Annotated in this window: 31 protein-coding genes; 13 read left to right on the top strand and 18 right to left on the bottom strand. The window is 57.1% G+C overall.

All coding sequences use genetic code 11. The features are described 5' to 3' along the window. The first annotated feature begins 68 nt into the window (after positions 1–68). On the top strand, positions 69–2,702 hold the full coding sequence (gene mutS / locus FGU71_RS06475) for a DNA mismatch repair protein MutS (protein WP_142787802.1): 2,634 nt from the start codon (positions 69–71) through the stop codon (positions 2,700–2,702). A gap of 26 nt (positions 2,703–2,728) precedes the next feature. After that, entirely contained in the window at positions 2,729–3,175 is a 447-nt protein-coding gene (locus FGU71_RS06470) for a hypothetical protein (RefSeq protein WP_142787801.1), read from the top strand. 24 nt (positions 3,176–3,199) lie between these two features. Here FGU71_RS06470 and FGU71_RS06465 read toward each other — a convergent pair whose 3' ends face one another. The 4 genes from FGU71_RS06465 to gluQRS form a co-directional block, all read right to left on the bottom strand. After that, entirely contained in the window at positions 3,200–4,069 is an 870-nt protein-coding gene (locus FGU71_RS06465; RefSeq protein ID WP_142787800.1) for a 3-hydroxyacyl-CoA dehydrogenase NAD-binding domain-containing protein, read from the bottom strand. Between the two features lie 95 nt (positions 4,070–4,164). Further along, on the bottom strand, positions 4,165–4,740 hold the full coding sequence (locus FGU71_RS06460) for a cob(I)yrinic acid a,c-diamide adenosyltransferase (RefSeq protein ID WP_142787799.1): 576 nt from the start codon (positions 4,738–4,740) through the stop codon (positions 4,165–4,167). An 8-nt stretch (positions 4,741–4,748) separates the two neighbouring features. After that, entirely contained in the window at positions 4,749–4,979 is a 231-nt protein-coding gene (locus FGU71_RS06455) for a hypothetical protein (RefSeq protein ID WP_142787798.1), read from the bottom strand. A 24-nt stretch (positions 4,980–5,003) separates the two neighbouring features. Further along, positions 5,004–5,822: a tRNA glutamyl-Q(34) synthetase GluQRS gene (gene gluQRS / locus FGU71_RS06450; RefSeq protein ID WP_267901809.1), complete on the bottom strand. Its 819-nt coding sequence runs from the start codon at positions 5,820–5,822 to the stop codon at positions 5,004–5,006. Positions 5,823–5,964: 142 nt separating this feature from the next. Between gluQRS and FGU71_RS06445 the strand changes: the two genes are divergently transcribed. Both FGU71_RS06445 and FGU71_RS06440 read left to right on the top strand, forming a co-directional pair. Further along, the gene (locus tag FGU71_RS06445) at positions 5,965–6,585 is read left to right on the top strand and encodes an HNH endonuclease (protein WP_142789015.1); all 621 of its coding nucleotides are present in this window, start codon (positions 5,965–5,967) and stop codon (positions 6,583–6,585) included. 60 nt (positions 6,586–6,645) lie between these two features. Continuing rightward, on the top strand, positions 6,646–7,089 hold the full coding sequence (locus tag FGU71_RS06440; RefSeq protein ID WP_142787796.1) for a potassium channel family protein: 444 nt from the start codon (positions 6,646–6,648) through the stop codon (positions 7,087–7,089). A 3-nt stretch (positions 7,090–7,092) separates the two neighbouring features. On the opposite strand, the gene kynU is transcribed toward FGU71_RS06440, so the two are convergent. The 7 genes from kynU to dksA all read right to left on the bottom strand — a co-directional run bounded on the left by kynU (position 7,093) and on the right by dksA (position 12,786). Beyond that, positions 7,093–8,310: a kynureninase gene (kynU, locus tag FGU71_RS06435; protein WP_142787795.1), complete on the bottom strand. Its 1,218-nt coding sequence runs from the start codon at positions 8,308–8,310 to the stop codon at positions 7,093–7,095. Further along, on the bottom strand, positions 8,307–8,936 hold the full coding sequence (gene kynB / locus FGU71_RS06430; protein WP_142787794.1) for an arylformamidase: 630 nt from the start codon (positions 8,934–8,936) through the stop codon (positions 8,307–8,309). Before kynB ends, kynU begins: the two co-directional genes overlap by 4 nt. Then, entirely contained in the window at positions 8,933–9,724 is a 792-nt protein-coding gene (locus FGU71_RS06425) for a tryptophan 2,3-dioxygenase (protein ID WP_142787793.1), read from the bottom strand. Before FGU71_RS06425 ends, kynB begins: the two co-directional genes overlap by 4 nt. Positions 9,725–9,759: 35 nt before the next feature. Further along, positions 9,760–10,176: a DUF4112 domain-containing protein gene (locus tag FGU71_RS06420; RefSeq protein WP_142787792.1), complete on the bottom strand. Its 417-nt coding sequence runs from the start codon at positions 10,174–10,176 to the stop codon at positions 9,760–9,762. Between the two features lie 18 nt (positions 10,177–10,194). Continuing rightward, entirely contained in the window at positions 10,195–11,622 is a 1,428-nt protein-coding gene (locus FGU71_RS06415) for an ABC transporter substrate-binding protein (protein ID WP_234035672.1), read from the bottom strand. A 107-nt stretch (positions 11,623–11,729) separates the two neighbouring features. Further along, positions 11,730–12,107 carry a PilZ domain-containing protein gene (locus FGU71_RS06410; RefSeq protein WP_142787791.1) on the bottom strand — a complete coding sequence of 126 codons (378 nt, stop codon included), beginning with the start codon at positions 12,105–12,107 and terminating at the stop codon, positions 11,730–11,732. Between the two features lie 220 nt (positions 12,108–12,327). Continuing rightward, positions 12,328–12,786 carry an RNA polymerase-binding protein DksA gene (dksA, locus tag FGU71_RS06405; RefSeq protein ID WP_142787790.1) on the bottom strand — a complete coding sequence of 153 codons (459 nt, stop codon included), beginning with the start codon at positions 12,784–12,786 and terminating at the stop codon, positions 12,328–12,330. A 302-nt stretch (positions 12,787–13,088) separates the two neighbouring features. Here dksA and FGU71_RS06400 point away from each other — a divergent pair, with 302 nt between their 5' ends. Next, the gene (locus FGU71_RS06400) at positions 13,089–13,418 is read left to right on the top strand and encodes an SEL1-like repeat protein (protein WP_142787789.1); all 330 of its coding nucleotides are present in this window, start codon (positions 13,089–13,091) and stop codon (positions 13,416–13,418) included. Here FGU71_RS06400 and FGU71_RS06395 read toward each other — a convergent pair. From FGU71_RS06395 to FGU71_RS06375, 5 genes are read right to left on the bottom strand one after another with little or no spacing between them, the layout of a single operon-like run. Beyond that, positions 13,415–14,569: a GNAT family N-acetyltransferase gene (locus tag FGU71_RS06395; RefSeq protein ID WP_142787788.1), complete on the bottom strand. Its 1,155-nt coding sequence runs from the start codon at positions 14,567–14,569 to the stop codon at positions 13,415–13,417. The genes FGU71_RS06400 and FGU71_RS06395 overlap by 4 nt on opposite strands. After that, positions 14,566–15,294, bottom strand: coding sequence for a glycerophosphodiester phosphodiesterase family protein (locus FGU71_RS06390; RefSeq protein WP_142787787.1), 729 nt, complete (start codon positions 15,292–15,294; stop codon positions 14,566–14,568). Before FGU71_RS06390 ends, FGU71_RS06395 begins: the two co-directional genes overlap by 4 nt. Then, on the bottom strand, positions 15,291–15,746 hold the full coding sequence (locus tag FGU71_RS06385; RefSeq protein WP_142787786.1) for a RidA family protein: 456 nt from the start codon (positions 15,744–15,746) through the stop codon (positions 15,291–15,293). The genes FGU71_RS06390 and FGU71_RS06385 overlap by 4 nt, the downstream gene beginning before the upstream one ends. Beyond that, on the bottom strand, positions 15,743–16,372 hold the full coding sequence (locus tag FGU71_RS06380) for an HAD family hydrolase (protein WP_142787785.1): 630 nt from the start codon (positions 16,370–16,372) through the stop codon (positions 15,743–15,745). The genes FGU71_RS06385 and FGU71_RS06380 overlap by 4 nt, the downstream gene beginning before the upstream one ends. Then, entirely contained in the window at positions 16,369–16,647 is a 279-nt protein-coding gene (locus FGU71_RS06375; RefSeq protein WP_142787784.1) for a DUF3572 domain-containing protein, read from the bottom strand. The genes FGU71_RS06380 and FGU71_RS06375 overlap by 4 nt, the downstream gene beginning before the upstream one ends. Before the next feature lie 65 nt (positions 16,648–16,712). Between FGU71_RS06375 and FGU71_RS06370 the strand changes: the two genes are divergently transcribed. Then, complete coding sequence (locus tag FGU71_RS06370; RefSeq protein ID WP_142787783.1) at positions 16,713–17,081, top strand: response regulator; 369 nt, start codon at positions 16,713–16,715, stop codon at positions 17,079–17,081. On the opposite strand, the gene FGU71_RS06365 is transcribed toward FGU71_RS06370, so the two are convergent. After that, complete coding sequence (locus FGU71_RS06365) at positions 17,078–17,677, bottom strand: Pycsar system effector family protein (protein ID WP_234035671.1); 600 nt, start codon at positions 17,675–17,677, stop codon at positions 17,078–17,080. The genes FGU71_RS06370 and FGU71_RS06365 overlap by 4 nt on opposite strands. A 141-nt stretch (positions 17,678–17,818) precedes the next feature. Here FGU71_RS06365 and FGU71_RS06360 point away from each other — a divergent pair, with 141 nt between their 5' ends. Then, positions 17,819–18,061, top strand: a complete 243-nt coding sequence (locus FGU71_RS06360) for an acyl carrier protein (protein WP_142787782.1) — start codon at positions 17,819–17,821, stop codon at positions 18,059–18,061. Positions 18,062–18,075: 14 nt separating this feature from the next. Beyond that, positions 18,076–19,302 (top strand): serine palmitoyltransferase, encoded by a 1,227-nt coding sequence (gene spt, locus FGU71_RS06355; protein WP_142787781.1) that lies wholly within the window; start codon positions 18,076–18,078, stop codon positions 19,300–19,302. Between the two features lie 16 nt (positions 19,303–19,318). Here spt and FGU71_RS06350 read toward each other — a convergent pair whose 3' ends face one another. Then, on the bottom strand, positions 19,319–19,936 hold the full coding sequence (locus FGU71_RS06350) for a YqaA family protein (protein ID WP_142787780.1): 618 nt from the start codon (positions 19,934–19,936) through the stop codon (positions 19,319–19,321). 243 nt (positions 19,937–20,179) lie between these two features. Between FGU71_RS06350 and FGU71_RS06345 the strand changes: the two genes are divergently transcribed. The 5 genes from FGU71_RS06345 (at position 20,180) to FGU71_RS06325 (ending at position 24,173) form a co-directional block, all read left to right on the top strand. Then, entirely contained in the window at positions 20,180–20,656 is a 477-nt protein-coding gene (locus FGU71_RS06345; protein WP_142787779.1) for a hypothetical protein, read from the top strand. Continuing rightward, entirely contained in the window at positions 20,653–21,978 is a 1,326-nt protein-coding gene (locus FGU71_RS06340) for a DNA-packaging protein (protein ID WP_142787778.1), read from the top strand. Before FGU71_RS06345 ends, FGU71_RS06340 begins: the two co-directional genes overlap by 4 nt. A gap of 15 nt (positions 21,979–21,993) precedes the next feature. Further along, positions 21,994–22,554 (top strand): phage portal protein, encoded by a 561-nt coding sequence (locus FGU71_RS06335; RefSeq protein ID WP_142787777.1) that lies wholly within the window; start codon positions 21,994–21,996, stop codon positions 22,552–22,554. Next, the gene (locus FGU71_RS06330; protein ID WP_234035762.1) at positions 22,520–22,879 is read left to right on the top strand and encodes a DUF2793 domain-containing protein; all 360 of its coding nucleotides are present in this window, start codon (positions 22,520–22,522) and stop codon (positions 22,877–22,879) included. Before FGU71_RS06335 ends, FGU71_RS06330 begins: the two co-directional genes overlap by 35 nt. 181 nt (positions 22,880–23,060) lie before the next feature. Beyond that, positions 23,061–24,173: an OmpA family protein gene (locus tag FGU71_RS06325; protein WP_142787775.1), complete on the top strand. Its 1,113-nt coding sequence runs from the start codon at positions 23,061–23,063 to the stop codon at positions 24,171–24,173. Positions 24,174–24,181: the final 8 nt, after the last annotated feature.

Genomic DNA, 24,181 nt, shown 5'->3' with positions numbered 1-24,181 from the left:
CGCAAACGATAGGGGAAACCCTGCCCTAAGCCGTTCCGAATCGGCTCTAGCCTGTCTAGGCCGGTCAGATGGCTGGCACCGCAACCCCAATGATGCAGCAATATCTCGCTCTTAAGAAAGAGGCGGAGGGATCACTGTTGTTTTATCGAATGGGTGATTTTTTCGAATTGTTTTTCGATGATGCGAAGGTTGCCGCCAATATTCTCGACATCGCACTGACATCGCGGGGTGAACATGATGGCCAGCCAGTGGCGATGTGCGGGGTACCGGTGCACGCCGCCGAAGGATATCTCGCCCGGCTGATCAAATCAGGGCAACGGGTGGCCATTGCCGAACAGGTCGAAACACCGGGCGAAGCCAAAGAGCGCGCGAAACGCGAAGGCAAACCTTCATCCAAGGTGCTGGTAAAGCGCGACATCGTCCGCTTTGTCACCGCCGGAACGCTGACCGAAGAAGCGCTGCTGAATCCGCGCGCGGCCAATCTGCTGGCCGCGCTGGCCGAAGTGCGCGGGACAATCGGCATTGCCAGCATCGATATCTCCACCGGCACCATGGCGCTGGAGCAATGTTCGCCCGAAATGCTTGGCGCAGAACTGGCCCGGATCGGCGCGACCGAAATTGTTGCGCCCGAAGACTGGGCGCTGGGCCCGGACGAGCTGACGTATCATTCGCGCAGCACCTTCTCCAGCGATGCCGGGGCTGAACGGCTCAAATCGCTGCATGGTGTCGCGACGCTGGACGGGTTTGGCACTTTCTCGCGCGCCATGCTGGCGGCCGCTGGCGGCCTGATTGCTTATCTCGACCATGTCGGGCGCGGCGCGCTGCCTTTGATGCTGCCTCCGGTGGTTCGTGAAAGTGCATCCGGTATGACCATGGACGAGGCAACACGCGGCAGTCTTGAAATTCTGGAAAGCTCAACTGGCGGGCGCAACGGCAGCCTCATCGCGTCGCTCGATCGCTGCGCGACGGGCGCGGGTTCGCGTTTGCTCGCTGAAGATCTCTCCGCTCCGTTGCTCAACCAGGCAGCCATCGAGGACCGTTTGCAGCTGGTGCAGTTCTGGCGTGAGAGACCGATTGAGCGGGCGGATCTGCGCGATACGTTGCGCGCTTTGCCCGATATCGGCCGCGCACTGGGCCGCATTGTTGCGGGACGCGGTAGCCCGCGCGATCTTGGTCAGGTGCGCGATGGTCTTCGCGAAGCAAGCCGAGTGTATGAACGCCTCTCGCTCGAAACGGATCGCCCAGCCTTGCTTGACAGCTTGCTTCCCCGGCTGATCGGGCACGGAGCATTGGTGGATCACATGGCGCGCGCATTGGTGGCTTCTCCGCCGACCGAGCGTTCCAATGGCGGCTATATCGCTGATGGTTATGATGCCAGCCTCGATGACCTGCGCGAAGTATCCGGCAATGCCCGCCGCGCCATCGCCGCGATGGAAGCGCGCTATCGCGATGAAACCGGAATCGCCTCGCTCAAGATCAAGCATAACGGTGTGCTGGGATACTTTATCGAAGTGCCCAGCCGCCATGCCGATGCGCTGATGGACGCGACCAGCGGCTTTACCCACCGGCAGACGATGAAAGGCGCAGTGCGGTTCAATTCGCTTAACCTGCACGAAGAAGCCTCGCGGATTTCAGAAGCAGGCGGGCGCGCGCTCGCCGCAGAAGAGGCGCATTTCGAAGAATTGACCGAGGAAGTTACCGCCGCGCGTCAAGCCATCGCTGCGACTGCTGCGGCGCTGGCGCGGATCGATGTATCCGCAGGCAATGCCGAGCGTGCATCCGAAGGTGAATGGGCGTTGCCCACCATTTCAGAGGAGCCCGGCCTTACCATTACCGGCGGACGGCACCCCGTCGTCGAAGCCGCATTGGCCAAGACAGGTGAGCGGTTTGTGGCGAACAATTGCGCGCTCGCGCCCGATGATCGATTGTGGTTGATCGGCGGGCCCAATATGGGCGGCAAATCGACCTTTCTGCGGCAGAATGCGCTGATCGTGCTCATGGCGCAAGCGGGGTGTTTTGTGCCCGCCGAAGCGGCGCAAATCGGACTGGTTGATCGTCTGTTCAGCCGCGTCGGCGCGTCAGACAACCTTGCGCGCGGGCGCTCCACATTTATGGTCGAAATGGTCGAAACCGCTGCCATTCTGGCGCAAGCGACAACTCGCAGTTTTGTCATTCTGGATGAAGTGGGGCGCGGAACCTCGACCTATGATGGTCTGGCGCTGGCATGGGCCGTGGTCGAAGCGGTGCATTCGCGCATTGCGTGCCGGTGCCTGTTCGCAACCCATTATCATGAGCTCGCGCGACTGGCCGAGACATGCGAGGCGTTGTCGCTGCACCATGTCCGCGCGCGCGAGTGGAAGGGCGATCTGGTGCTGCTGCACGAATTGTCAGAGGGGCCAGCTGACCGGTCTTACGGCCTTGCTGTGGCTAAACTCGCCGGAGTGCCGGATGCCGTGGTCAAGCGCGCATCGCAAGTGCTTGCCAAGCTGGAACAGGCCCGATCGGAAACGGGCGGGATCGCCGCCGGTCTGGGAGAGCTGCCGCTTTTCGCCGCCGCTGCGCAAACGGTGGAGCCCGAACCATCGCCAGACGCCAGCCTTGCAGCGCGGTTGAGCGAGACCGATCTCGATGCGCTCTCCCCGCGTGAAGCGCTGGATCTGCTGTATGATCTCAAGCGTGAAGTGATCTCCACCGAAACTTAATATCTTGGCCTTATTGCCGTAACGCTATGAAGGCTTTGTTTCAGAATCCCAAGGCGGCTCTCGCCTATGTCGGCATCACATTGGTGAGTGTCGCGTTGTTTGTCGGGACCGAGGATGATCCGGGGACCTTGCACAAAACTGTCGAGACATTCGGCGACGGTGAAACAGCGCAGGATCGGGCTGCCGGGCGTAAATTCGGTGATCTTGGCCCGGAACAAGACACAATCGGTACACCCGCAAAGCGCAGCAAACCGGCATCCCCCGAGACAGAAGACGTCATCATGCGTTTTGCCACTGATGACGAGCTGATCGATGATGCGCAGGGGTTTGACCCGACACCGGAAGTTTTCGGCGGCTTTGACGCCAGCGGAGAGAAGAAAGACGCCTATCTGAGCGATCAGGATAAAGGTGACGGAGAAGCCAGCTTTGGCGGATGGGCAGGCAGTGAAAAAGACGGCGAAGACGACGAATAATCTCTTCGCGCATACTCACCCGATTTACCGGGTGGGGACCGGTACTTCCCCAGTATAATCGTAGAACCCGCGTCCCGTTTTGCGCCCAAGCCAGCCCGCTTCGACATATTTCACCAACAACGGCGCGGGTCGATATTTGGTATCCCGCGTTGTCTTATACAGCACGTTGATAATATCGAGGCACGTATCCAGCCCTACAAAGTCTGCAAGTTCCAAAGCCCCCATCGGGTGATTCAGGCCAAGCCGGCAGCCTTTATCGATATCCGCAATCCCTGCGGTTGACTGGCCAAGCACGAACACCGCTTCGTTAATCATCGGCAGAAGGATGCGATTGACCACAAATCCCGGTTCGTCCTGGCTCAGCACAACTTGCTTGCCCAATCCTTCGGCAAAAGCGGTTATGCGGTCGGTCGTGTTTTGCGATGTGGCAAGGCCAGGGATGACTTCGATCAGACCCATGACCGGGACCGGATTGAAGAAGTGCAGACCGATAAAGCGCGCGGGGTCAGGCGAATGGTTCGCCATGCGGGTGATCGGGATCGAGCTGGTGTTGGATGCCATCACGGCATCTGCGGAAAGCACTTTGCCGACGCTTTCAAAAATCGCGTTCTTGATCTCTTCCCGCTCGGTAGCGGCTTCGATAATGATATCTGCGTCTGCCATCGGCGCATAATCGGCGACTGGCGTTATCTTGGTGAGCACCGTTTCAGCGGCATCGGCTTCGATTTTTCCGCGCCCGACCAGTTTCACAAGCGCTTTTTCGATCACGGCTTTGCCCGCTTCGGCACGCGCAAGGTCAACATCCGATAGCATCACGTTCATGCCATTTTGAGCGACAGTTTGGGCAATGCCCGTCCCCATCTGGCCGGCACCGATTACAGCGATATTCCGCATGGTCTTATTCCTTTGCCCGGTGCACTTCGCAAGTGCAGCAATTTGTATCTTCGCGCCTGTTAGCGGCGGATACAGGCAAATACCAGCGGACAGTTTTAGCGGTTGGCGCCTGGCACCCACTTCACATCGACCCTGCCATCGTCATTCAAGACGCGGGCCAGCACAAACAAAAGATCGGACAGACGATTGATATACGCCGCCGCTGCGGGATTAACCGGGGTCTCCGCTGCCATCGCGGTCACCGCACGTTCGGCGGACCGCGCAGTCGCCCGCGCGACATGCACGCGCGCCGCTGCTTCGCTGCCACCGGGCAAGACAAAGCTGGTCAGCGGTTCGAGCCGGTGATTGAAACCATCTATCTGCTCTTCGATCCATGTCGCCTGATCGGGCACCATTCGCAAAACCATTTCAGACGGCGCAAAATCGCCATCCCCGGAAGGTGTCGCAAGGTCGGCACCCAGATCGAACAGATCGTTCTGAACCCGCGTCAATACGGCGCGCTGCGCCTCGTCTGTGATGGCGCAGATGGCCTGACCAATAACGCTATTGGCCAGATCAACCTCGCCAATGGCGGCGATCCGGGCCGAATGTTTGGGACAGCGCGATCCATCAACGAGGCCCGTTGTGCCATCATCGCCGGTGCGCGTGTATATCTTGTTGAGCTTGACCATCAGGCGACTCAGCGCGCCACAGCGAGCATGATGGCAACGACTGCAATGGCCAGCGCCTGATACTTGATCCGCGCGAACATGGCTTTGTTTTGCAAGAGCTGCATGTCGGTCGCGGTTTCGCCCTCACCTGTCTCAAGGTCGATTTTAGTGGTTTGGAGAAATGCAACCACCCCGCGCACTAGCGAGACGATCACCATGATGCACAGCACCACGAGCACAGCGATAAGAAAATAGTTCATACCGATTAAATGGGCACCTGCGCGCTAAGTTCCAGATCGATTTTTCTGCAATCGCAATTGCTCGGCAAGCGCCAAACCGTCTTCACCCGCTTCGCGCCGGTCTTTGAGAGCGGGCGAGCCGCGCCGCTTCGCCAGCTTTTGCCCGTCATCATCCATTAGCAATCGGTGATGATGCCAATGCGGCACCGGCAATTCGAGCAATTCCTGCAATATCCGGTGCACATGGGTCGCCGCGAATAGGTCTTTACCGCGCGTCACAACCGTTACACCGTCTGCGGCATCATCAAGCGTCGCGGCCAGATGATAGCTTGCCGGCAAATCTTTGCGTACAATCACCACATCGCCAAATTCGCGGGGATCAGCCACCACCGATCCGGCAACCTCATCGGTCCAGACCAGCTCGCCCAGCGAATCCATGGCTTTTTCGACATCCAGCCTTAGCGCAGCGGGTTCGTCCGCCGGATGCGGGGTGTTACGGCAAGATCCGGGATAGCTCAGCCCGTCCGCCCCTCGCCGCGGCTCCAATGCGTCGATCTGTTTTCGGGTGCAGCTGCAGCGATACAGCCACCCGCCCGCCTCCAGTTTGGCGGCCGCTTCATTATAGCTGTCGATGCGGGTCGATTGCGCGGGCACCTCGTCCCATTCCAGCCCCAGCCATTCAAGGTCGCGGCGGAATTCATCGATGAATTCCGGGCGCGAACGCGGACCGTCAATATCCTCGATCCGGAGCAGAAATTGCCCTGCTGCATCCCGCGCCAGATCATGCGCATAAATCGCCGAATAGGCATGGCCCATATGCAAATTGCCATTGGGGCTCGGGGCAAAGCGGGTGACGGTTTTCACCCGAACCGCTTTGCCACAGCGGCGTTTCCGGCGCCATCCACTTGTGATAAGCAGATTTTCCCTGTGGATATACGCACTGCCGTGGCTTTGACTCACGGCCATGCCAAGCCATGTTCAAACCAATCAGGGAGGAACGCAAGGCGTGTTCAAAAGCGAACTGATCGAAACAGCGGCAAAGTTCCGCAGCGCTCAGGAAGATCCATCGCGCAACCTTGCCGGTTGTCCTGCGCTGGTGCTCAATGCGGATTACACTCCGCTATCCTACTATCCGCTCAGCCTATGGCCGTGGCAAACTGCAATCAAAGCCGTGTTCCTCGACCGGGTCGATATCGTTGCGAGCTATGACCGTGAGGTTCATTCGCCCAGCCTCGACATGAAAATCCCGAGCGTCATCGCGCTTCGCCAATATGTAAAGCAAAGCGAATTTCCCGCGTTCACCCGCTTCAACGTGTTTCTGCGTGACAAATTTGAATGTCAGTATTGCGGCAGCGGCAGCGGCGGCGGCAACACATTGACATTCGATCACGTGATCCCGCGCCGTCTCGGCGGAAAAACCACGTGGGAGAACATCATCACCGCTTGCGCTCCGTGCAATATGAAAAAGGGCGGCCGCACGCCGAAACAGGCCGCCATGCCTGTGCAGATGAAACCAATTCGCCCGACCACTTGGCAATTGCAGCAATTCGGCAAACAATTCCCGCCAAATTACCTCCACGAAACATGGCGCGACTGGCTGTATTGGGACATCGAGCTGGAAGCGTAAGCCGGAACCTGCCGATAATGGCCGCTTGACCCGGGCACAGATCGGTTCAAGTTTATTCAAATGACTACGCTCGTACTTGCAGCCTTGCTGATCGCCGCAACCATTCTCATCCATTATGAGATTTTGCGGCACACCTCGCTCGGCGCAAACGACCTTGAAGTTAATCCAAGGGTGCGTCTCTGGATGATGCTTTCGGCTGCGATCCTCTCTCATGTGCTGCACGTAACGCTTTATGCGGGGGGTTATCTGCTGCTCGAGAATGTGTTTGCGGTCGGAACGATTGCAGGGCCCGATTCAGGCGCGCTCAATGATGCATTCTATTTCTCGCTAACCAGCTATACGACGCTCGGTATCGGAGACATCTATCCAACTGGCGAAATCCGCTTGTTGAGCGGATTGGAAGCGCTCAATGGTCTGGTCATGGTCACCTGGACCGCTTCGATGACTTATCTTCATATGGAACGGTTCTGGACGATCCATCTGACCAATGACTTTGATGATTAAAGGTTAAGTCACCGCAGCGCGCCGGTTAAACTCTTCGCGTCGCCATTCCTCGCCTGCAAACACCTCAGCCAGATGCCGCGCGGCTTCGGCCATGTCTTCAAACCGCAGATAAGCAGGCGCAAAACCAAGGCGCAAAATATCAGGGTCGCGGAAATCGCCGATTACGCCGCGCGCGATCAATGCTTGGCACAGGCCATAGGCATTCTCGTGGCGAAAGCTGAGCTGGCTGCCTCTCTCATCGCTTTGAGACGGGCTGACAAGCTCGAGGCTCATACCGTGCGCGGCCATACATTCGAGGAAGAACTCGGAAAGCGCCTGAGACTTGGCATAAAGCCGGTCCACACCGATCTCCGCGATCAGATCGACACCCACCTCCAAAGCGGCAAGCCCCAGAATCGGCGAGGTACCACATTGCAATTGCTCTATGCCGGGGGCGGCCTCGTATTCGTCGGAAAAGGCAAAGGGACGCGCATGTCCAAACCACCCGGTAAGCGGCTGTGCCAGACCCGCATGATGCCGCTCTGCGACATAGGCAAAAGCAGGCGCTCCGGGCCCTCCGCATAGATATTTGTATCCGCAGCCCGTCGCAAAATCCGCGTCAACGCCGTTCAAATCGACCGGCATTGCGCCCGTGCTGTGCGACAAATCCCAAAGCACCAAAGCGCCCGCATCATGCGCGGCTTTCGTCATTGCGGCCATGTCAAACAGCTCGCCTGTCTTGTAATGCGCATGGGTCAACATCAACAGCGCGACATCATCGTCCAGCGCCTCCGTAATCCGGCCGCGCGAGGCCAGCCGCTGGACGGCGAGGCCCTGACGCTCCAACCCTTCGATCATATAGATATCGGTCGGGAAATTGCCCGGTTCAGACAGAATGACCTTGCGACCGGGACGCATGGCGAGCGCTGCCGAAATCAGTTTGAACAGGTTCACGCTAACCGTGTCACAGGCGATCACCTCATCCGGTTGTGCGCCAATCAAAGGTGCGATTTTCGCGCCGATGCGTCCGCCCATTTCAAACCAGTCGGCATCGTTCCAGCTCCGAATAAGACCTTCGCCCCATTCATTCTCCACCACGCGCGCCATTGCAGCCGGCGTGGCTGTGGGCAGCGCGCCAAGCGAGTTTCCATCAAGGTAAATGACGCCATCAGGCAGCGTGAAGCGCTGTCGGTAATCGCTAAGCGGGTCGGATGCATCGAGCTCAAATGCGCGCGTCATCATGATGCCAGATCCCTCAAAATCGCGCGGACGGGGGACGCATCACCCCCCATTATAGCAAGAGGAAGCGCGATCAGTTCATACCGCCCCTCTGGCACATCATCGAGGACCAAGCCTTCGAGTACACGCATGTCATGTTTCAGAACGGCTTTGTGCGCGAGCATTTCTTTGGAGGATTGCGGATCGATCGAAGGGCCATCCAGCCCGACCAGCCTGACCCCCTGCAGCGCCAGCCATTCAATCGTTTCAGGCGCAATAGCAGCGGTGTCATCATCCCAGACATCGTGCGGAAACTTTTCGAAAGTGCGGAACAAGACGCGGTCTGCACCATGCAGATGCGGCAGATCGCCCACTTCGATTTCCGCGCCAACCCCGCGCGCATCAATCACCAGACACTCACCCAGATACGGATCAAGAGCGACCTCGGCGATGTCAGGCGCGGTTTGCGAATAATGCAGCGGCGCATCGGCGTGGGCACCGGTGTGCGTGGACATTGTCACTGCCGAAACATTGACAGGAGAGCCCGCTTCCATCTGCCATGTGCGTTGGTGCGCAAACGCGGTGTCGCCAGGCCAAACCGGCAGAGCGGGGTGCAGTTTTTGGGAAATATCCCAGATCCGGCGGGTCATATCGCGGTCCTTACACTCAGCAGCTCGGGAAAGAATGCCTGTTTCAAGACACCTTCGAGATACGGAACACCCGGCGTGCCGCCGGTGCCGCGCTTGAACCCGATAATCCGCTCAACAGTTTTAAGATGACCAAACCGCCAGCGTTGAAAATGGTATTCTAGGTCAACCAGCTTTTCAGCCAGCTCATACAGATCCCAATATTGCTGCGGATCGCGATAGATGGCGGCCCATGCTGCCTCTACGCTGGGGTTGTGGAGATAAGGCCCGCTCAGGTCGCGTTCTGTCACGCTAGAGTCGATGGCAAATCCGCGCCGCGCAAGAAGCCGGATAGCGCTGTCATACAAGCTGTCGCGGGTCACTTCGTGGGCAAGCCGATCGGCCCAATCGCCCGTTTTCCGATGCAGTCCGATATGCTTTTCATCGCGCCCGCCCAGCATGAATTCCATCATCCGGTATTGCGGCGACTGGAACCCGCTCGATGCGCCAAGATGCGGCCTGATCTTTGAATAATCGTGCGGGGTCATTGTGCTGAGCACGTCCCAGCTTTGAATAAGTTGCTGCTGTGCGCGAGCGACACGGGCAAGCATTTTGAAAGCAGGGCGCAGATCATCACGCTCCACACAATCGCGCGCTTCGGTCAGTTCGTGCAGGCACAGTTTAAGCCACAGCTCACTGGCCTGATGAACCACGATAAACAGCATCTCGTCATGCGCACCCGATCCAAGGTGCTGCGCTGCCAAAATCTTGTCGAGATCGAGATAACTCGAATAGGTGACGGTGTTTGCCATTGCGCTGCTTTAGCGCCGTGACACGCTGAGGCAAACTACCCCTCTATCACCCGCGTTTCGGGATGATGTTTGTCGAGATGTTTCTTGATGATCCGCAAATTGCGGGTGTTCGACCGGAAAACAAAGTCCGCTGCGTCGCCAACGATTGGAACAAGGCCAAGCACCGTATCGAACGCCACGTTCGCGCCCATCCGCGTAAGGTGCCATTTAGAGAGGCCAAGATTGCGCGCTTCCCAGACGATATATGCGCCCAGCGCCGTGGTAACAAAATCGCCGATCACAGGGACCAGACCGATGATCGCATCAAGACCGATTGGCACGTTCACTCCGGGGATCCGAAAACTGCGCTCCAGCAACAATTCAACCGCTTCGACCCGCGCCCGGATTGATGCAGGATCGGTGCCTGTCGGCAATTGCAGACTGAGCGTTTGCGGGCGTTCAGGGCTTTCCATGCGATCTCCTTGTCAGGGTTATGTGGTAGGTTGAGATAGCGGGAACAAGGGGTGAATGCCCCACGGATTAGCCTGATAAGCGTCAATTGCACCGCGCACCAATGCCCACCGCACCGGCGCACCAAGGGGAATGAATACTTCCTGCGCGATAAGCTGCGCATGAGCCTCCGCCAGCAATTGTTCCTTAAGAACAGGATCGTTTTGCGACAGCGATTCGCGGACCAATTCATCTGCTCGCGATGAGCACAATCCGATTTCGAGCTCGCAATTAAACTGGTTGAGAAACCAGCGCGGCGAGGAATACCGTGCCAGCCGATCGCGCAGTTCGAGGTCTGCCCCTGCTCCGGGTGCGACCTTTTCAACATTCACACCGATCGCGGTCCATGCCGCGTCCAATTGCTCAAACAACAGATCGCTGCCCGGACCAGCGGGCAAACCAATGCGCAAAGTTGCCGCCTCACCGGCCGCGCTTGTCCATGCAGAAACCCTTTGCGCGGCGATCGTTCGGCGGTCCTCGAAAGACAGCGCATTCCAGCGCGTTTCCGGATAGGGCGAAGAAGCAAATAACGCCGGCGGAATGATCCACGTCGTTGGTTGCCAACCGCCCAAGCCGAACGGTTCAATCAACGCTGTCCGGTCAATCGCCATCGATAACGCTTCTCTGCGGGCCGGATCGCTCAAAAACCCGCTATCACTGCGCACCGCAAGGCCGAATAGGCCAAGCGATGGATCAACCTGAACCGCGCCTCGCGACAGAGGGCCAAGCTGCGCCAGAGGGAAACTGGATAGCCGCCCGTTCAGCAGCAGATCAATCTCACCCTCGGCAAAGGCTTCAACAGCTGCTTCTGCGGGCAAAGAGCGAACCGTAATGGCCCGCGCCAATTCTTCCCAGTTTTCGCGCGGAGGAAAGCCGCGCGCCTCCGGCGGAAGCGCATTGAGCCTGACAAACGGCTCGTTTTCCTCGCGGGAGGCAATCATCGGTCCGGCGCCGCCACCATTTTTGACAAATCCCATTTCGGGTTGGGCAAGCAAGCGCAAGAATTCAGGCATCGGGCTGGACAATTGCACTTCGATAACGCGTCCAGTCATGGCCCGGACTTCAACGACCTTCGCCAGATCCAGACCGAGCGAGGTCCCTTCCAGTCTGGCGATAATATCGTTCAATATGATCTGGACATCGCGGGCGGATATCGCATCGCCATCCGGCCAATCGGAGTTGCGCAGCCGGAAGATATAGCTGCGCCCGTCGTCCGTCACGATCCAGCGTTCCGCAATAGCAGGCACAATCTGTCCGGCCGGGTCGAGCGCGACCAAACCCTCGAACGACGCAGCGCGGACATGCTGCGCGGCGGAGGACAGCCTTACCCCTTGTTGAAAGATGCTGTCTGTATCTCCGACAATGGCGACATCAACCGGCCCGGAACCGCTTGACGGTCCGCAGGACACAAGCGCTATCGAGAGCGCAAGCAGGCAAAATAAGTGCTTCACGCGGACTTGATTAGCAGACCCGCGCAATGAGGCCAGCGCCGCGGCCTATATCGGTTACAGAAGTTTCAGATTTTGCGCAGGGTTTCCGGCTTGGGTGCCGATGGTGCCCGGTGAGCCCAAGACGTCTGGCTGGCGGGAGCCTCGCTCGCAGCGCCCTCGCTCGCTGGTTTGCGCGCCAAATTTGAACGGATCTCTTCATCGAAAGCGATGCCAAAACGGTTATCCTGGACCCAGGCGACCGATCCTTCGATCTTGCCGACATTGCGCAGCTCGATTTCCAGACGATTGCCGCGCTGAACCCGGATTGTCCCTTCGCCCATCATTCCGCCATCAGACAGATTGCGGACGCGCACTTTATGCACCTCGTCGTCCTGCTCCACCCGAATACCGGCGAGCAAAAACAGGCTGTCGCGTGACACCGTTCTTGTTTCAACACCTGACATCGTAGGATTGCCTCCTTGGCACAAAAATTAACCGATCGGTCGCCCTGATCATGACTGGCATGGCGTAACGGACATGAAGCGACCGGCATCCGAGCTAAGTATTCGAGGTAAACGCTTCGTAAATTTTACAATGTCAGCACAGAAGGAAGCAGCACCCGTCCCAAACTGAGACGAGATGGGTTGAGGCGCATGTGACATATGGCCGCAATGCTCAGCGCAGTTATTTGTCGCGTGAGACTTTCTCGCGCCGCTCATGCGCTTCCTGGGCTTCGACGGTCATGGTGGCGACCGGGCGCGCGATCAGACGTTTGAGACCAATCGGATCGCCAGTCACTTCGCAATAGCCATATTCGCCTTCGTCGATCCGGCGGAGCGCGGATTCAATCTTGGAGACGAGTTTACGTTGGCGATCTCGGGTACGCAGTTCGATACCCCAATCCGTCTCGCTCGAAGCGCGATCGTTCAGATCGGCCTCGCGGATGGGTCCATCAGCCAGCGATTGAAGCGTTTGGTCCGCGGCATCGCGGATCGATTGCTTCCATTCAATAAGCAGCATCTGGAAATAGGCGCGATGCTGCGCGTTCATATACTCTTCGTCTTCGCTCGGTACGTAATCCGGCGCGAGCATACTCTTCGCTTTCCTGAGAATCTCTGTTTCTTTAGACGCCGCCGTGGCCATGTGATCCTCTTATCCCAATCACTTCACGCGAGACTATCCCATTCAAGCACCTGAAATGTTGCCGATGCTCAAAACCCCAATCTGTCACTGCTTGGCGGGCCTATAGGCAAGCTCGTGCTCAGGCACAAGCCGCTTTGCACCGAGAGCTGAATTCATCAGCCGTTCTGACCTGACGGGAAAGGCCTTTCTGGAAATCCTGTAAAAGGTTCATCGGCGTTAACTATTTGTTGACCATGATCCGCGACTTCTGTGGTTGCCCGATCCGCGAGGGGGCGGATTGCAACAGAAACGGGGAATGAAAAATGAAACTTACACCGCTTAACGGGGGCGAATACGAAACAGCCCACAGCGCCGAAATTGATACGGTTGTGGCGCAATGCCTCGCTTCAGCCGCGGATGGTGACATCAACGCCCTGTTTGATCTGGGCGTCGTCTTTTCAACCGGTAGCAATGGCGTGGTCAGTGATCTGATCGAAGCACATAAATGGTTCAACATTGCTGCATCACGCGGCCATGAAGAAGCCGGCTGGTGCCGTGCGGATGTCTCTGACGAAATGACCGCTCGCGAAATCGCCGAGGCCCAGCGCCGCGCGCGGCAATGGTTGGCCGAAGAGCGCTATAAAGCGGCTTAAGTTTCTGTCTTGAAGGGCGTGCGCTCATCAAGCAACAGCTGGTCACTCGCCACGCCTTGCCGTTCCCGCTCGAGGAAATCGGCAACCGCAGCTCGAAAGCCGGGATCAGCGAGCCAATGGGCTGAATGTGTCTGCACCGGCTCATATCCACGGGCCAATTTGTGCCCGCCCTGTGCCCCTGCCTCAACCCGTGGCAGACCCATCTCGATGGCGATATCGATCGCCTGATAATAGCACAGCTCAAAGTGCAGAAAGCGCACGTCCTGCGTGCATCCCCAATATCTGCCATAAAGCGCTTTTGACCCGACAAAATTAAGCGCGCCCGCAATTGGCGTATCATCGGCGTAAGCCAGGATCAGCACCATACGGTCACCCATCCGCTCGCTCAGCAGATCAAAGGCCTCGCGGGTGAGATACGGCGTGCCCCATTTGCGCGCGCCTGTATCCTGATAGAAAATCCAGAACGCATCCCAATGCTGCGGCTTGATATCATCACCGCTAAGCCGTTCGATCCGCAATCCTTCGACCGCCTTGGCGCGCTCTTTGCGCAAATCCTTGCGTTTACGAGAGGTAAGCGCGCCTAGAAAGCCATCAAAGCTGTCGTAATCCCGGTTGATCCAATGAAACTGGATATCGTCGCGGATCAACCAATCGCCGGCTTCGAACAGGGGTATCTGGCCCGAATCAACGAATGTCGCATGGGCCGAGGAAAGATTGTTTTGCAGGCAGACAGCTTCTGCTCCCTTAAGCAAATGCGGTGCGAGCTTCTCGTCGGAGAGCAACAGACGCGGGCCGTTAGCAGGCGTAAAAGGCGCGGCGATTTGCAGCTTTGGATAATATTGCCCGCCTGCGCGGTGCAGCGCATCGGCCCAGGCATGGTCGAACACATATTCGCCTTGGCTGTGGCCCTTGGCGTAGCTTGGCATGGCACCAAGCAAGGTATCGGCGGCATCAGTGATTGCGATTGGCACAGGGTCCCAGCCGGTGCCTTTACCCACGCTGCCTGAATCTTCCATGGCGGTGAGAAATTCGTGACTGACAAAAGGGTTATCCGTCCCGCCAAGGGCATTCCATTCATCGCGCCCGAACGAGCCAACTGAGGGGGCAAGCCGCACTGTCAGCTCGTCTTTGGGCGGGTCACCTGCCTTCATGGCAGCCCCGCGCCTTCGCTGATCAGAGCATCAACCTGCGCCAATGCACGCAGGCGGGTCTCAGATGAATTCACAGTCCAGCTGAGGATCGGCAAACCGGCTGCGCGCAAATCGGCCACCCAGTCATTAGGAAGCGCCTCGATGTGGTAGGCCAGAAAATCAGGCTGCGCCGCTTCGAAAGCCGCCAGCCGCTCTGCCTCTGTTGGGGTATAGCCGATGTCGTCTTCGCGCATAACCAATCCTGCAAGAATCTCTGGTGCATGTGCGCGAAACCAGATGGCTACTTCGGGGTCGAAGCTCATCACTGCAAAGTCACCATGGTAAGATTGCAACTCAGCGGCCACCGCCTTGCACGAAGGCGCAACGTCATATCCGGGCTTTGACTTGATTTCGATCAGGATGGGGACGCGCCCGGCAACAATTTGCAACAAATCATCGAACGCAACCGGCCCTTCGTCAGACCCGATATAGCGTAGTTGCTGCAGTTGATCGGCTGAATGAGAACCCGTCGCACCGGTGAGGCCTGTAAGCCGTTTGAGGTCCCAATCATGCAGCACGATCGGCTTGCCATCCATGCTGCGCTGAATATCGCATTCGATCCCCATGCCTGCTGCAATCGCGGCCTGCGCTGCGGCGAGAGAGTTTTCCGGCACGCCTTCGCTGTGCAATCCGCGATGGGCATATTCCCAACCAGTCAGCCAGTCTGGGACGCGGGGTGTCTTCATTCAGAAACTGCAATCACCGCATCAACCTCAACCGCTGCGCCGAGCGGCAAGACAGGCACGCCCACAGCGGCGCGGGCATGACGACCCTTTTCGCCGAAGACTTCGAACATCAGGTCCGATGCGCCATTGGCGACCTTGGGCTGATCTGTAAAATCGGTTGTAGAGCTAACAAATGCGCCGAGCTTCACGACCCGTTCGACCTGTTCGAGCAAGCCAGCAGCTTTCAACTGCGCAAGGATCATCAACCCGCAGGCGCGCGCTGCTGCCATGCCCCCTTCGAGGTCTACGTCTTCGCCCAACCGGCCCGTTGCGAGCTCACCATTGATAAACGGCAGCTGACCAGAAACATGGGCAAAACCGCCCTGCACGACCACCGGCATATAACTTGCCACGGGGGCGGCCGCTTCGGGCAGCACAATGCCGAGTTCGTTCAAACGCGCTTCGATACTCATGCGGGGGTTTCCTCCAGTTTTGTCATCAACCATGGCAACGCTTCGGTCCATCGGTCGATCCGGGCATCGGCATGTCCGGCCTTGTGCGCGCAATCGATCGCGCCAGCGACCATTGGTTCGCCGCACATATGCAGACGCACCACGTCAGGCGTCGTTTCCGACACAGAATGGTGATGCTGCGGCAAATCATCGATGAAAAAGGCGCGGCTTGGCGACAATTCCTCTACGATTTTTTGCAACGCAGGGCCTTTTGGCCCCTGGTTGGTGTAGACTGGCGCGTGGATGCCGTGTTCGGCCAGCTGTTCGGCGCGCATCTCGCGGCGTTTATCAACCAGATTGGTGAGGATGACGATATCGGCATGCTGCGCCAGCGTGTTGATCGACTCAACAGCGCCGGAAATCGGCATTTGCCGGCTCATTTCAGTATCGAAGAACCCGCCCAGCATCCGCCACACCTCGTGCGCCTCAAGTAAAGTACCGCTTTTCTGCCAGCGCAGCGCCTCGGCAAAATTCGCGCCATCAAGGTTGAAAATAATACCCTGGCTTTCCTCCAGCCATTCTTTGAACGGAACGACCATGTGCAGCAGCACTTCATCGCAATCGGATATAATTAGCGGGCGATTCATTGGGATAACTCCTGACGTGCCGCGATCAATTCCTCTGGCGTGACGGCCAATGCTTCGGCAGCGCGGATCAGATCGGGTTCGTGGTTGGCAAGAAAATCGAGCGGGGCCGCCAGAATGGACGGATTATCCAAACCGGCGCGCAAAGTGTCAGGGGTCAAACCCGTAAGGCTGAGGAATCGTTCCGCGCGCTCGTCATTCTCGAGCACCCAGCCCAGCACAGCCAGAGCAAGGGTGGTAGAGGATAAAGGCGCAGAGCGGGGTGTAGGATCGTCCATAAGCGGGATTGTAGCAGCCTCTTGGTCAGGTTAGGTTGAGGAAACTGGATGGATCGGGGTGAGCAGTGGCAAAGCGAATAATGGTTGTCGAGGACAATGACCTCAACCGAAAATTGTTCTGCGACGTTCTGAAGGCCAACGGTTTCGAAGTGGAGCCTGTTGCTGACGGTGAAAGCGTGCTGGAAACGGCGCGCTCGGTAAACCCGGATTTGATCATCATGGACATTCAATTGCCGGGTATTTCGGGCGTTGACCTAATCGAAGCGGCGCAGCGCGATCTGGTTCTGGCGCAAATTCCGGTGCTGGCTGTTACTGCCTTTGCGGCCAAGGGCGATGAAGAGCGCATTCGCGCAGCGGGGGCCTCTGGCTATTTATCCAAACCTGTTTCGATCATGCCGTTCATGAATGCGGTCAAAGAGCTGTTACCGGTCTAACGCAGCGATATCGCGAACTCGCTGGCATAAACGACCATGGTCACGAACAGGCCGCTCAGGAAAATTCGGTATGCATAGGCAAGATAGCGGTATTTCTTTCCGTAAAGCACCTGACCGTTCTGGTACACATCACGCAGCATTGCCCGGTAAACCGTCTCATCAGCCTGGAACTCTGTCAGCAATTTTTGCTTCCATTGCTCTTCGTCCATTCCGGTGAAATGTCCGAAAAACAGGATGTTGAAGTTTTTGTTTTTGGGATCCATTCGGTTCGTTGTTGGCAAAACTGAAAGAACCGCGAACAGCGAAGAGACAAAGGCTGTCAGCGCCAAACATACCGTCGCCAATGTGATCTCGCTGCCCAGCAGGCGCGTCACCGACAACGAGAATACCACAAATGTAGCACCGATGAGGATATTCGCCTTTTGATCGGCCATTTGCGACAGAGTGAGCGTGTTTAATTGTGCCGTTCGGACCAGATGAATGGCGTTGGCAGAATAAACCGCTGGCTCTTCGCCGTCGCCGGTAACGTGCCCCGCAACGTGCCCTGCAACCGGGCCCGTAACCTGTCCCGACCGATCGCTCTTGTCTTGCGCCACGGTATTTCACCCCCAAATCACATCTGCAAGACGATGTGCCAGCGGCGCGAAAACTTGACAAGGCGCATCCACAGCCGCTTTGCAGCCGTAACGCTATCTAATGCAGCGCTTGATATTCAAATCGAAAGAAACTGTTTCATTATGACCGAAGCCGAAGTCGACACACGGATCCGCGCACTTATCGAGCCTTTCAACAAAAAAGGCGTCGAAATCAGCGCAGCGACCACCTTTGCCAATGACCTCGAATTCGACAGTCTCACTGTGATGGATTTCGTGGCTGAGATCGAAGATGAATTCGATATCATCATCAGCATGAATCAACAGGCAGAGATCGAAAATTACGGACTGCTCGTCTCAGCGGTGCACAAACTGCAGGATAGCTGATAAAGGCTTTGCCCATGACTGATACTGTTACCGCGCCGGCAGGCGATCTGTTTTCGAAATTCGACGATATCATCCAGACCCGTGAGACATTGCTCGCGAGCGGTGTTGAAGACCCGTATAATCTGGTGATGGAGAAGGTATTGTCGCCGACCCGTGCGATATGCAACGGGCGCGACACTATTTTGCTAGGCACCTACAATTACATGGGCATGACCTTCGATCCCGACGTTCTTGAAGCGGGAAAGCAGGCGTTGGCCGATTACGGGTCCGGTACCACCGGAAGCCGCGTCTTGAATGGTACTTTTCAAGGGCACAAGGAGTGCGAAGACGCGCTTAGAGAATTTTACGGCATGGATCATGCCATGGTTTTTTCGACCGGGTATCAGGCCAATCTCGGGATAATTTCGACCATCGCTGGCAAAGGCGATTATGTCATTCTCGACATCGACAGTCACGCCTCGATTTATGATGGCTGTGCCATGGGCAACGCTGAGATCGTACCCTTCCGCCACAACAACGTAGAAGCGCTAGAAAAACGATTGCGGCGCATTCCGGAAGGCGCGGGCAAACTTGTTATTCTTGAAGGCGTTTATTCAATGATGGGCGACGTTGCGCCGCTGAAAGAGATGGTTGCTGTCTCCAAGAAGTATGGCGCCATGGTGCTTGTCGATGAAGCGCACTCCATGGGCTTTATTGGCGAGAATGGCCGCGGTGTTGCTGAAGAGCAAGGTGTCATGGATGATTGTGATTTCATCATCGGCACATTCTCGAAAAGTGTTGGAACCGTCGGCGGTTTTTGCGTTTCAAACCATCCGAAGTTCGACATCATGCGCCTTGTTTGTCGGCCTTATGTCTTTACCGCCAGCCTCCCACCCAGCGTAGTCGCAACGTCTGCGACATCAATTCGCAAACTGATGCACGGCTCGAACAAGCGCGCGCATCTGTGGGAGAATTCGAAAACTCTGCACAAAGGTTTGCGTGATCTCGGATTTGATATCGGCACACCCGAAGCGCAAAGCGCGATCATCGCGGTTATTATGCCCGATCTGCAACAGGGCGCGATGATGTGGGAGGCTCTCCTGAAGGAAGGCCTCTACGTCAATCTCGCGCGTCCACCGGCGACGCCGGCTGGCATGACCTTACTGCGCTGCTCATTGTGCGCTGAGCATTCGGCAGAAGAAGTGCAAACCATTCTTCAGATGTTTGAACGGGCTGGCAAAGCGGTCGGGATAATCTCTTAGACCCGGCCGCTAGGGTTTATTCACCGCGCACTTCGGTGGCGCTGTCGCAAGCGTTTTCCGAAACACCGTCGTCATCGCCTCCTGCCAGCTGGGTGAAGGCGATAAACCCGCCGACGACCAGAACAACAAAGACGGTGGTGACTGTACCAAGGTATTTGTCGATGATGGCCTTGATCGGTGCGCCAAAGACCTGAAACAGGATGCCCACCACCATGAAAATCATGGCCCTTCCCGCCAGTGCGGCGATAAGGAAGGTCAGCAGATTCATTTCGATAAAGCCGGCCGTGATCGTCATCAATTTGAACGGGACGGGTGTGCCTGCTGCGAAAAACACGGCAAGGCCGCCCTGCTCGCGGATATAACAGGCCGCGACCGGAAAACTCTCAGTCAGACCAAGTAAGCCGATTACCCAGGCACCGATCGCTTCATAAAGAAAGTATCCGATCGCATATCCGAACAATCCGCCGAGCACCGATGACACGGTTGCCACAAACGCAAATCGGATAGCCTTTTTCGGTTCTGCCAGACACATGAGGCCCAGCAATGGATGCGGCGGGATCGGGAAAAAGCTCGATTCAATGAAGCAGAAAAACGCCAGCCACCACACCGCCTTTGGGTGCGCAGCCTTATCCATTGTCCACTCGTATAACGCGCGCAGCCAAGCCAAATTGAATATTCCTGTCTGATTGTGGGGAGCACGATTAGAGGAGGCCCTCAAGAGGCGCAAGGATCAATAATTAACCTATATGGCACTTTTATATTGACATCGTCACGCTTTTTGGTTAGAGAGGGGCATAGTCAAGAAATAGCGACTCGCCAGCAGGCAGCTACCCATTTGGGGCGCTGCCTTTTTTCTTGCCTGAATCGGAGACCCAGCATGACCGCCAAAGGCCGCCCGCGCACCAAGATTAAAAAGCAATTGCGAGAAGGCGAAGAGGCCGGGCTGAATCGGCATTGGCGCGGCCTCTTCCTCGATTACCTTGCCGAGAGTTCGAATGTTTCCGAATCTGCGCGCAAAGCAGGGATCAATCCAAGCCGCGCCTATAAGGTTCGCCGCGAAGAACCCGAATTTGCCCGCCAATGGCTCAATGCTTTGTGGGAAGGGTACGTGCACCTTGAAATGGAAGTCCTTCGCCGACTTCGTAGCGGAGATCAGCAGACTGAAGCTGCCGACAAATATGATTTTGCCAATGCCATCCGGCTGCTTAACGCACATCGCGACAATGCCGTCCGCGCTCAGGCCGAACAACGCAATGTCAGCGCTGCCGAAATCCGCGCCTCCATTGACCGCAAAGTCGAACGGATCAGGGAAAAGGTCAGAGCCGAGAAACAGCGCGCCGGGTCCAATCCGTGAACCTGGCGTTTGATTGGCTCGCCGCAGAGCCAGCTGAGGTTCGTAAACGGATTGCAGACGCACTTAACGATGCCGAACGGGCGGAATTTGAATATCACTGGGGCTTGTCCGCGCGCGCAGCGCAACTTGCGCCGGACGGAGACTGGCGCGTCTGGCTTATTATGGCGGGCCGCGGCTTTGGCAAAACACGGGCTGGCGCAGAATGGGTCCGCTCAATCGCTGAGCGCGATTGCACCGCTCGCATCGCTTTGGTCTCTTCATCTCTCGCAGAGGCGCGCGCAGTTATGGTCGAAGGGGAAAGCGGCATCATCGCCAGCAGTCCGCCTGATCGCGCGCCTATATTCGAGGCATCGCTTAGGCGGCTTCGCTGGCCAAACGGAGCGCAAGCGCAATTGTTTTCCGCAGCAGAGCCAGAATCTTTGCGCGGGCCGCAACACAGCCATGCATGGTGCGATGAAATCGGCAAATGGCCGCTTGGCGCGGACCGGGCAACGCGGTGCTGGGACAATCTGTTAATGGGGCTGCGTCTTGGCAATGATTTGAAAATTGCGGTCACAACCACGCCCCGCGCTGTGCCGCTGGTGCAGCGTTTGATCAAGACCGAAGGCAGCGGCGGTGCACACGTCACTCGCGGATCGACCTACGATAATGCCGATAATCTGCCAGCGCGGTTTCTGGATGCGATCGAAAGCGAATATGCCGGTAGCCAGCTAGCGCGGCAGGAAATCGGCGGCGAGCTTGTGACCGATATCGAAGGCGCGCTGTGGAACCGGAGCCTGATTGAGCAATGCCGCGAAACGGCCAGCCCGTGCGAGCACCGCAGAGTTGTGATCGCGGTGGACCCACCGGTTTCCGCATCAGGTGATGAATGCGGGATTATAGCCGCCGCTCTGGGATTGGATGGCAAAGCCAGAGTTCTGGCAGATTGTTCTGTTGCCAAAGCGCAGCCTGATCAATGGGCCAAGGCCGTCGCCACTGCTGCACGTGAATGGAACGCGGATCGTGTCATTGCCGAAGCCAATCAAGGCGGAGCCATGGTCGAAAGCGTTCTGCGCGCCGCAGAAACAAACCTGCCGGTAAAGCTGGTGCATGCAAGCCGCGGGAAAGTCGCCCGCGCTGAACCTGTGGCGGCGCTTTATGCCGCAGGACGGGCCGCACATTGCGGTCAATTTGGGAAACTCGAAGACCAAATGTGCGGTTTTATGCTGGGCGGTGATTACGCCGGACCAGGCCGCAGCCCCGACCGCGCCGATGCGCTTGTCTGGGCAATGAGTGAATTGATGCTGACCCCCACGATCAGCCCGCGCGTACAGACGCTTTAAGACGAAGGATTATTCATGGCCTTGTTTCAAAACCTGCTCTCTGCCTTCAAAGGCAGGGAGGAAGCCCGCGTGCCTCTTGCGCCTGGCTTTTTTACTGAGTGGATGCCTGCATTTGACGGCGGAGGCAGCAGCCGCGCCTATCGCTATGAAAGCGCGGTCGAAACCGGCTTTCTGACAAACCCCGTAGCCCAACGCGCAGTGCGCATCGTGGCCGAAGGAATTGCACAGGCACCATTATCTGCAAGCGACAACGATCTTGCCTCGCTTGTCACCGCCACAAGCGCTGGCCAACCGTTTATCGAGACACTTGCGGCTCATGTCCTGTTGCATGGCAATGGGTTCGTCCAAATCATCAAGGATGCGAGCGGAAGGCCGATTGAGCTGTTCGCACTTCGCCCTGACAGAGTGAAAGTCATCACAGGCAGCGATGGCTGGCCGTGCGCGTATGAATATGCTGTCGCGGCCAACACTGTCCGTATCCCGATAGAAGATGAAGATGGGTGGCCGGGGATCATCCACATCAAAGCCATGCACCCACTTGATGATCACATGGGGGCTACTGCCTTTCGCAATTGAAGATAGCTTAGGCGCACCGCCAGCCGAAACGACAGACGGCAAGTGCTATCGAATTGACAGCTCTCCAACGGGAGAATGGGCTGAACGAGAAAACCAAATTGCTCTGAAAGTAGCGGGCGCATGGGTGTTCATCGCGCCGCAAAAAGGCATGCGGGTCTTTGATCGGTCAACGAACCAGTTCTGGGTCTTTAAGTCGAACTGGGTAAAAGCGATGGAGCCTGAGTCGCCGGTCGGGGGGAATGTAATCGACACTGAAGCGAGAGCTGCAATCGAAGCTCTGACTCAAGCACTTCGAAATGCAGGGATTTTCCCCACCTCTGCCTAGCGAATCACGCCAATCTGGTCGGAATTTACATCTCAAATTGCAACTTCCCTCAATTTTTCAGGTTTGATCCCTCTATAGAGGCATTCTTGCAACAGTTTCGAGCGATTGATCGCTTGCCACTTTTTTGCCGAGAAGTTAGAGACAGCCAGTGCCTCAATCCTATAAAAAGGGGAAAATAATAATGCGCAATCTCATCATAGGTATGGCGATGGCTTCGACCGCGCTTACCGCACCTGCCATGGCCCGTGACGGCCAATGGTATGTGGAAATCGGTGGCGGTCCCATGATCGTCGAAGACGTTTCCATCGAAGTGGATGGCAACGACGACAACTACACAGCAGACTTCGAAACCGGTTCCGACTTCGGCGGTCTCGTTGGTTATGACTTCGGCGCTATTCGCCTCGAAGCTGAAGCCAGCTACCGGACAGCAGGGGTTGATCGCTTTGCGGCTGTCCCAAGTGTACCAAACCAATTGCTCCCAGGAAGTTTTACTGCGGCCGGCGGCAACTTTGACTCGTTGAGCTTTATGGTCAACGGCCTGTTTGATTTCGGATCAGACGACGGCATTCAAGGTTTTGCTGGTGGTGGTGTTGGCGTAGCCCGCTCCGACTACGAAGTTGCGGTATTCTCGAACCTCACACCAGTCATTGATGATTCGGACACAGGCTTCGCTTGGCAATTGCTTGCTGGTATCCGTGCCCCGATCAGCGATAGCTGGGATGTTGGTCTGCGCTACCGTTACTTCAACGCTCCTAACATCGAACTGGTCGACAACTTTGGCCGTTCGCTCGAAACCGATGCTACGTCGCACTCTCTTCTGGGAACTTTGACGTACAACTTCGGTGGTGATGAGCCGGCTCCACCGCCTCCGCCACCGCCACCGCCACCACCGCCGCCACCGCCACCGCCACCGCCGGCACCACCGGCACCACCGGCTCCGGCGTGCAACACTGGCCCGTACATCGTGTTCTTTGATTTCGATCAATCGGACATCACCGCGGAAGCAGCGACTGTTCTTAACAACGCAGTCACAGCATATGCGAACTGTGGCACGGCTAACGTTATGCTCGCAGGTCACACCGACCGTTCGGGCAGCGTAACCTACAACATGGGTCTGGCAGAGCGTCGGAACACTTCGGTTCGCGGTTACCTTACCGGCCGCGGTATCCCCGATGGTCGCATCAGCAGCGAAGCATTTGGCGAATCACAGCCACGTGTTCCAACCGCTGACGGCGTACGCGAACTGCAGAACCGCCGCGTTGAAGTTTCTTACGGTCCGGGTTCGGGCATGTAAGTTTGAGC

The sequence above is a fragment of the Erythrobacter insulae genome, from assembly GCF_007004095.1.
In the GTDB taxonomy this organism is placed as follows: domain Bacteria; phylum Pseudomonadota; class Alphaproteobacteria; order Sphingomonadales; family Sphingomonadaceae; genus Erythrobacter; species Erythrobacter insulae.
Note: the sequence above shows the minus strand (reverse complement) of the source record. Positions and strands in the feature narration are given on the sequence as shown.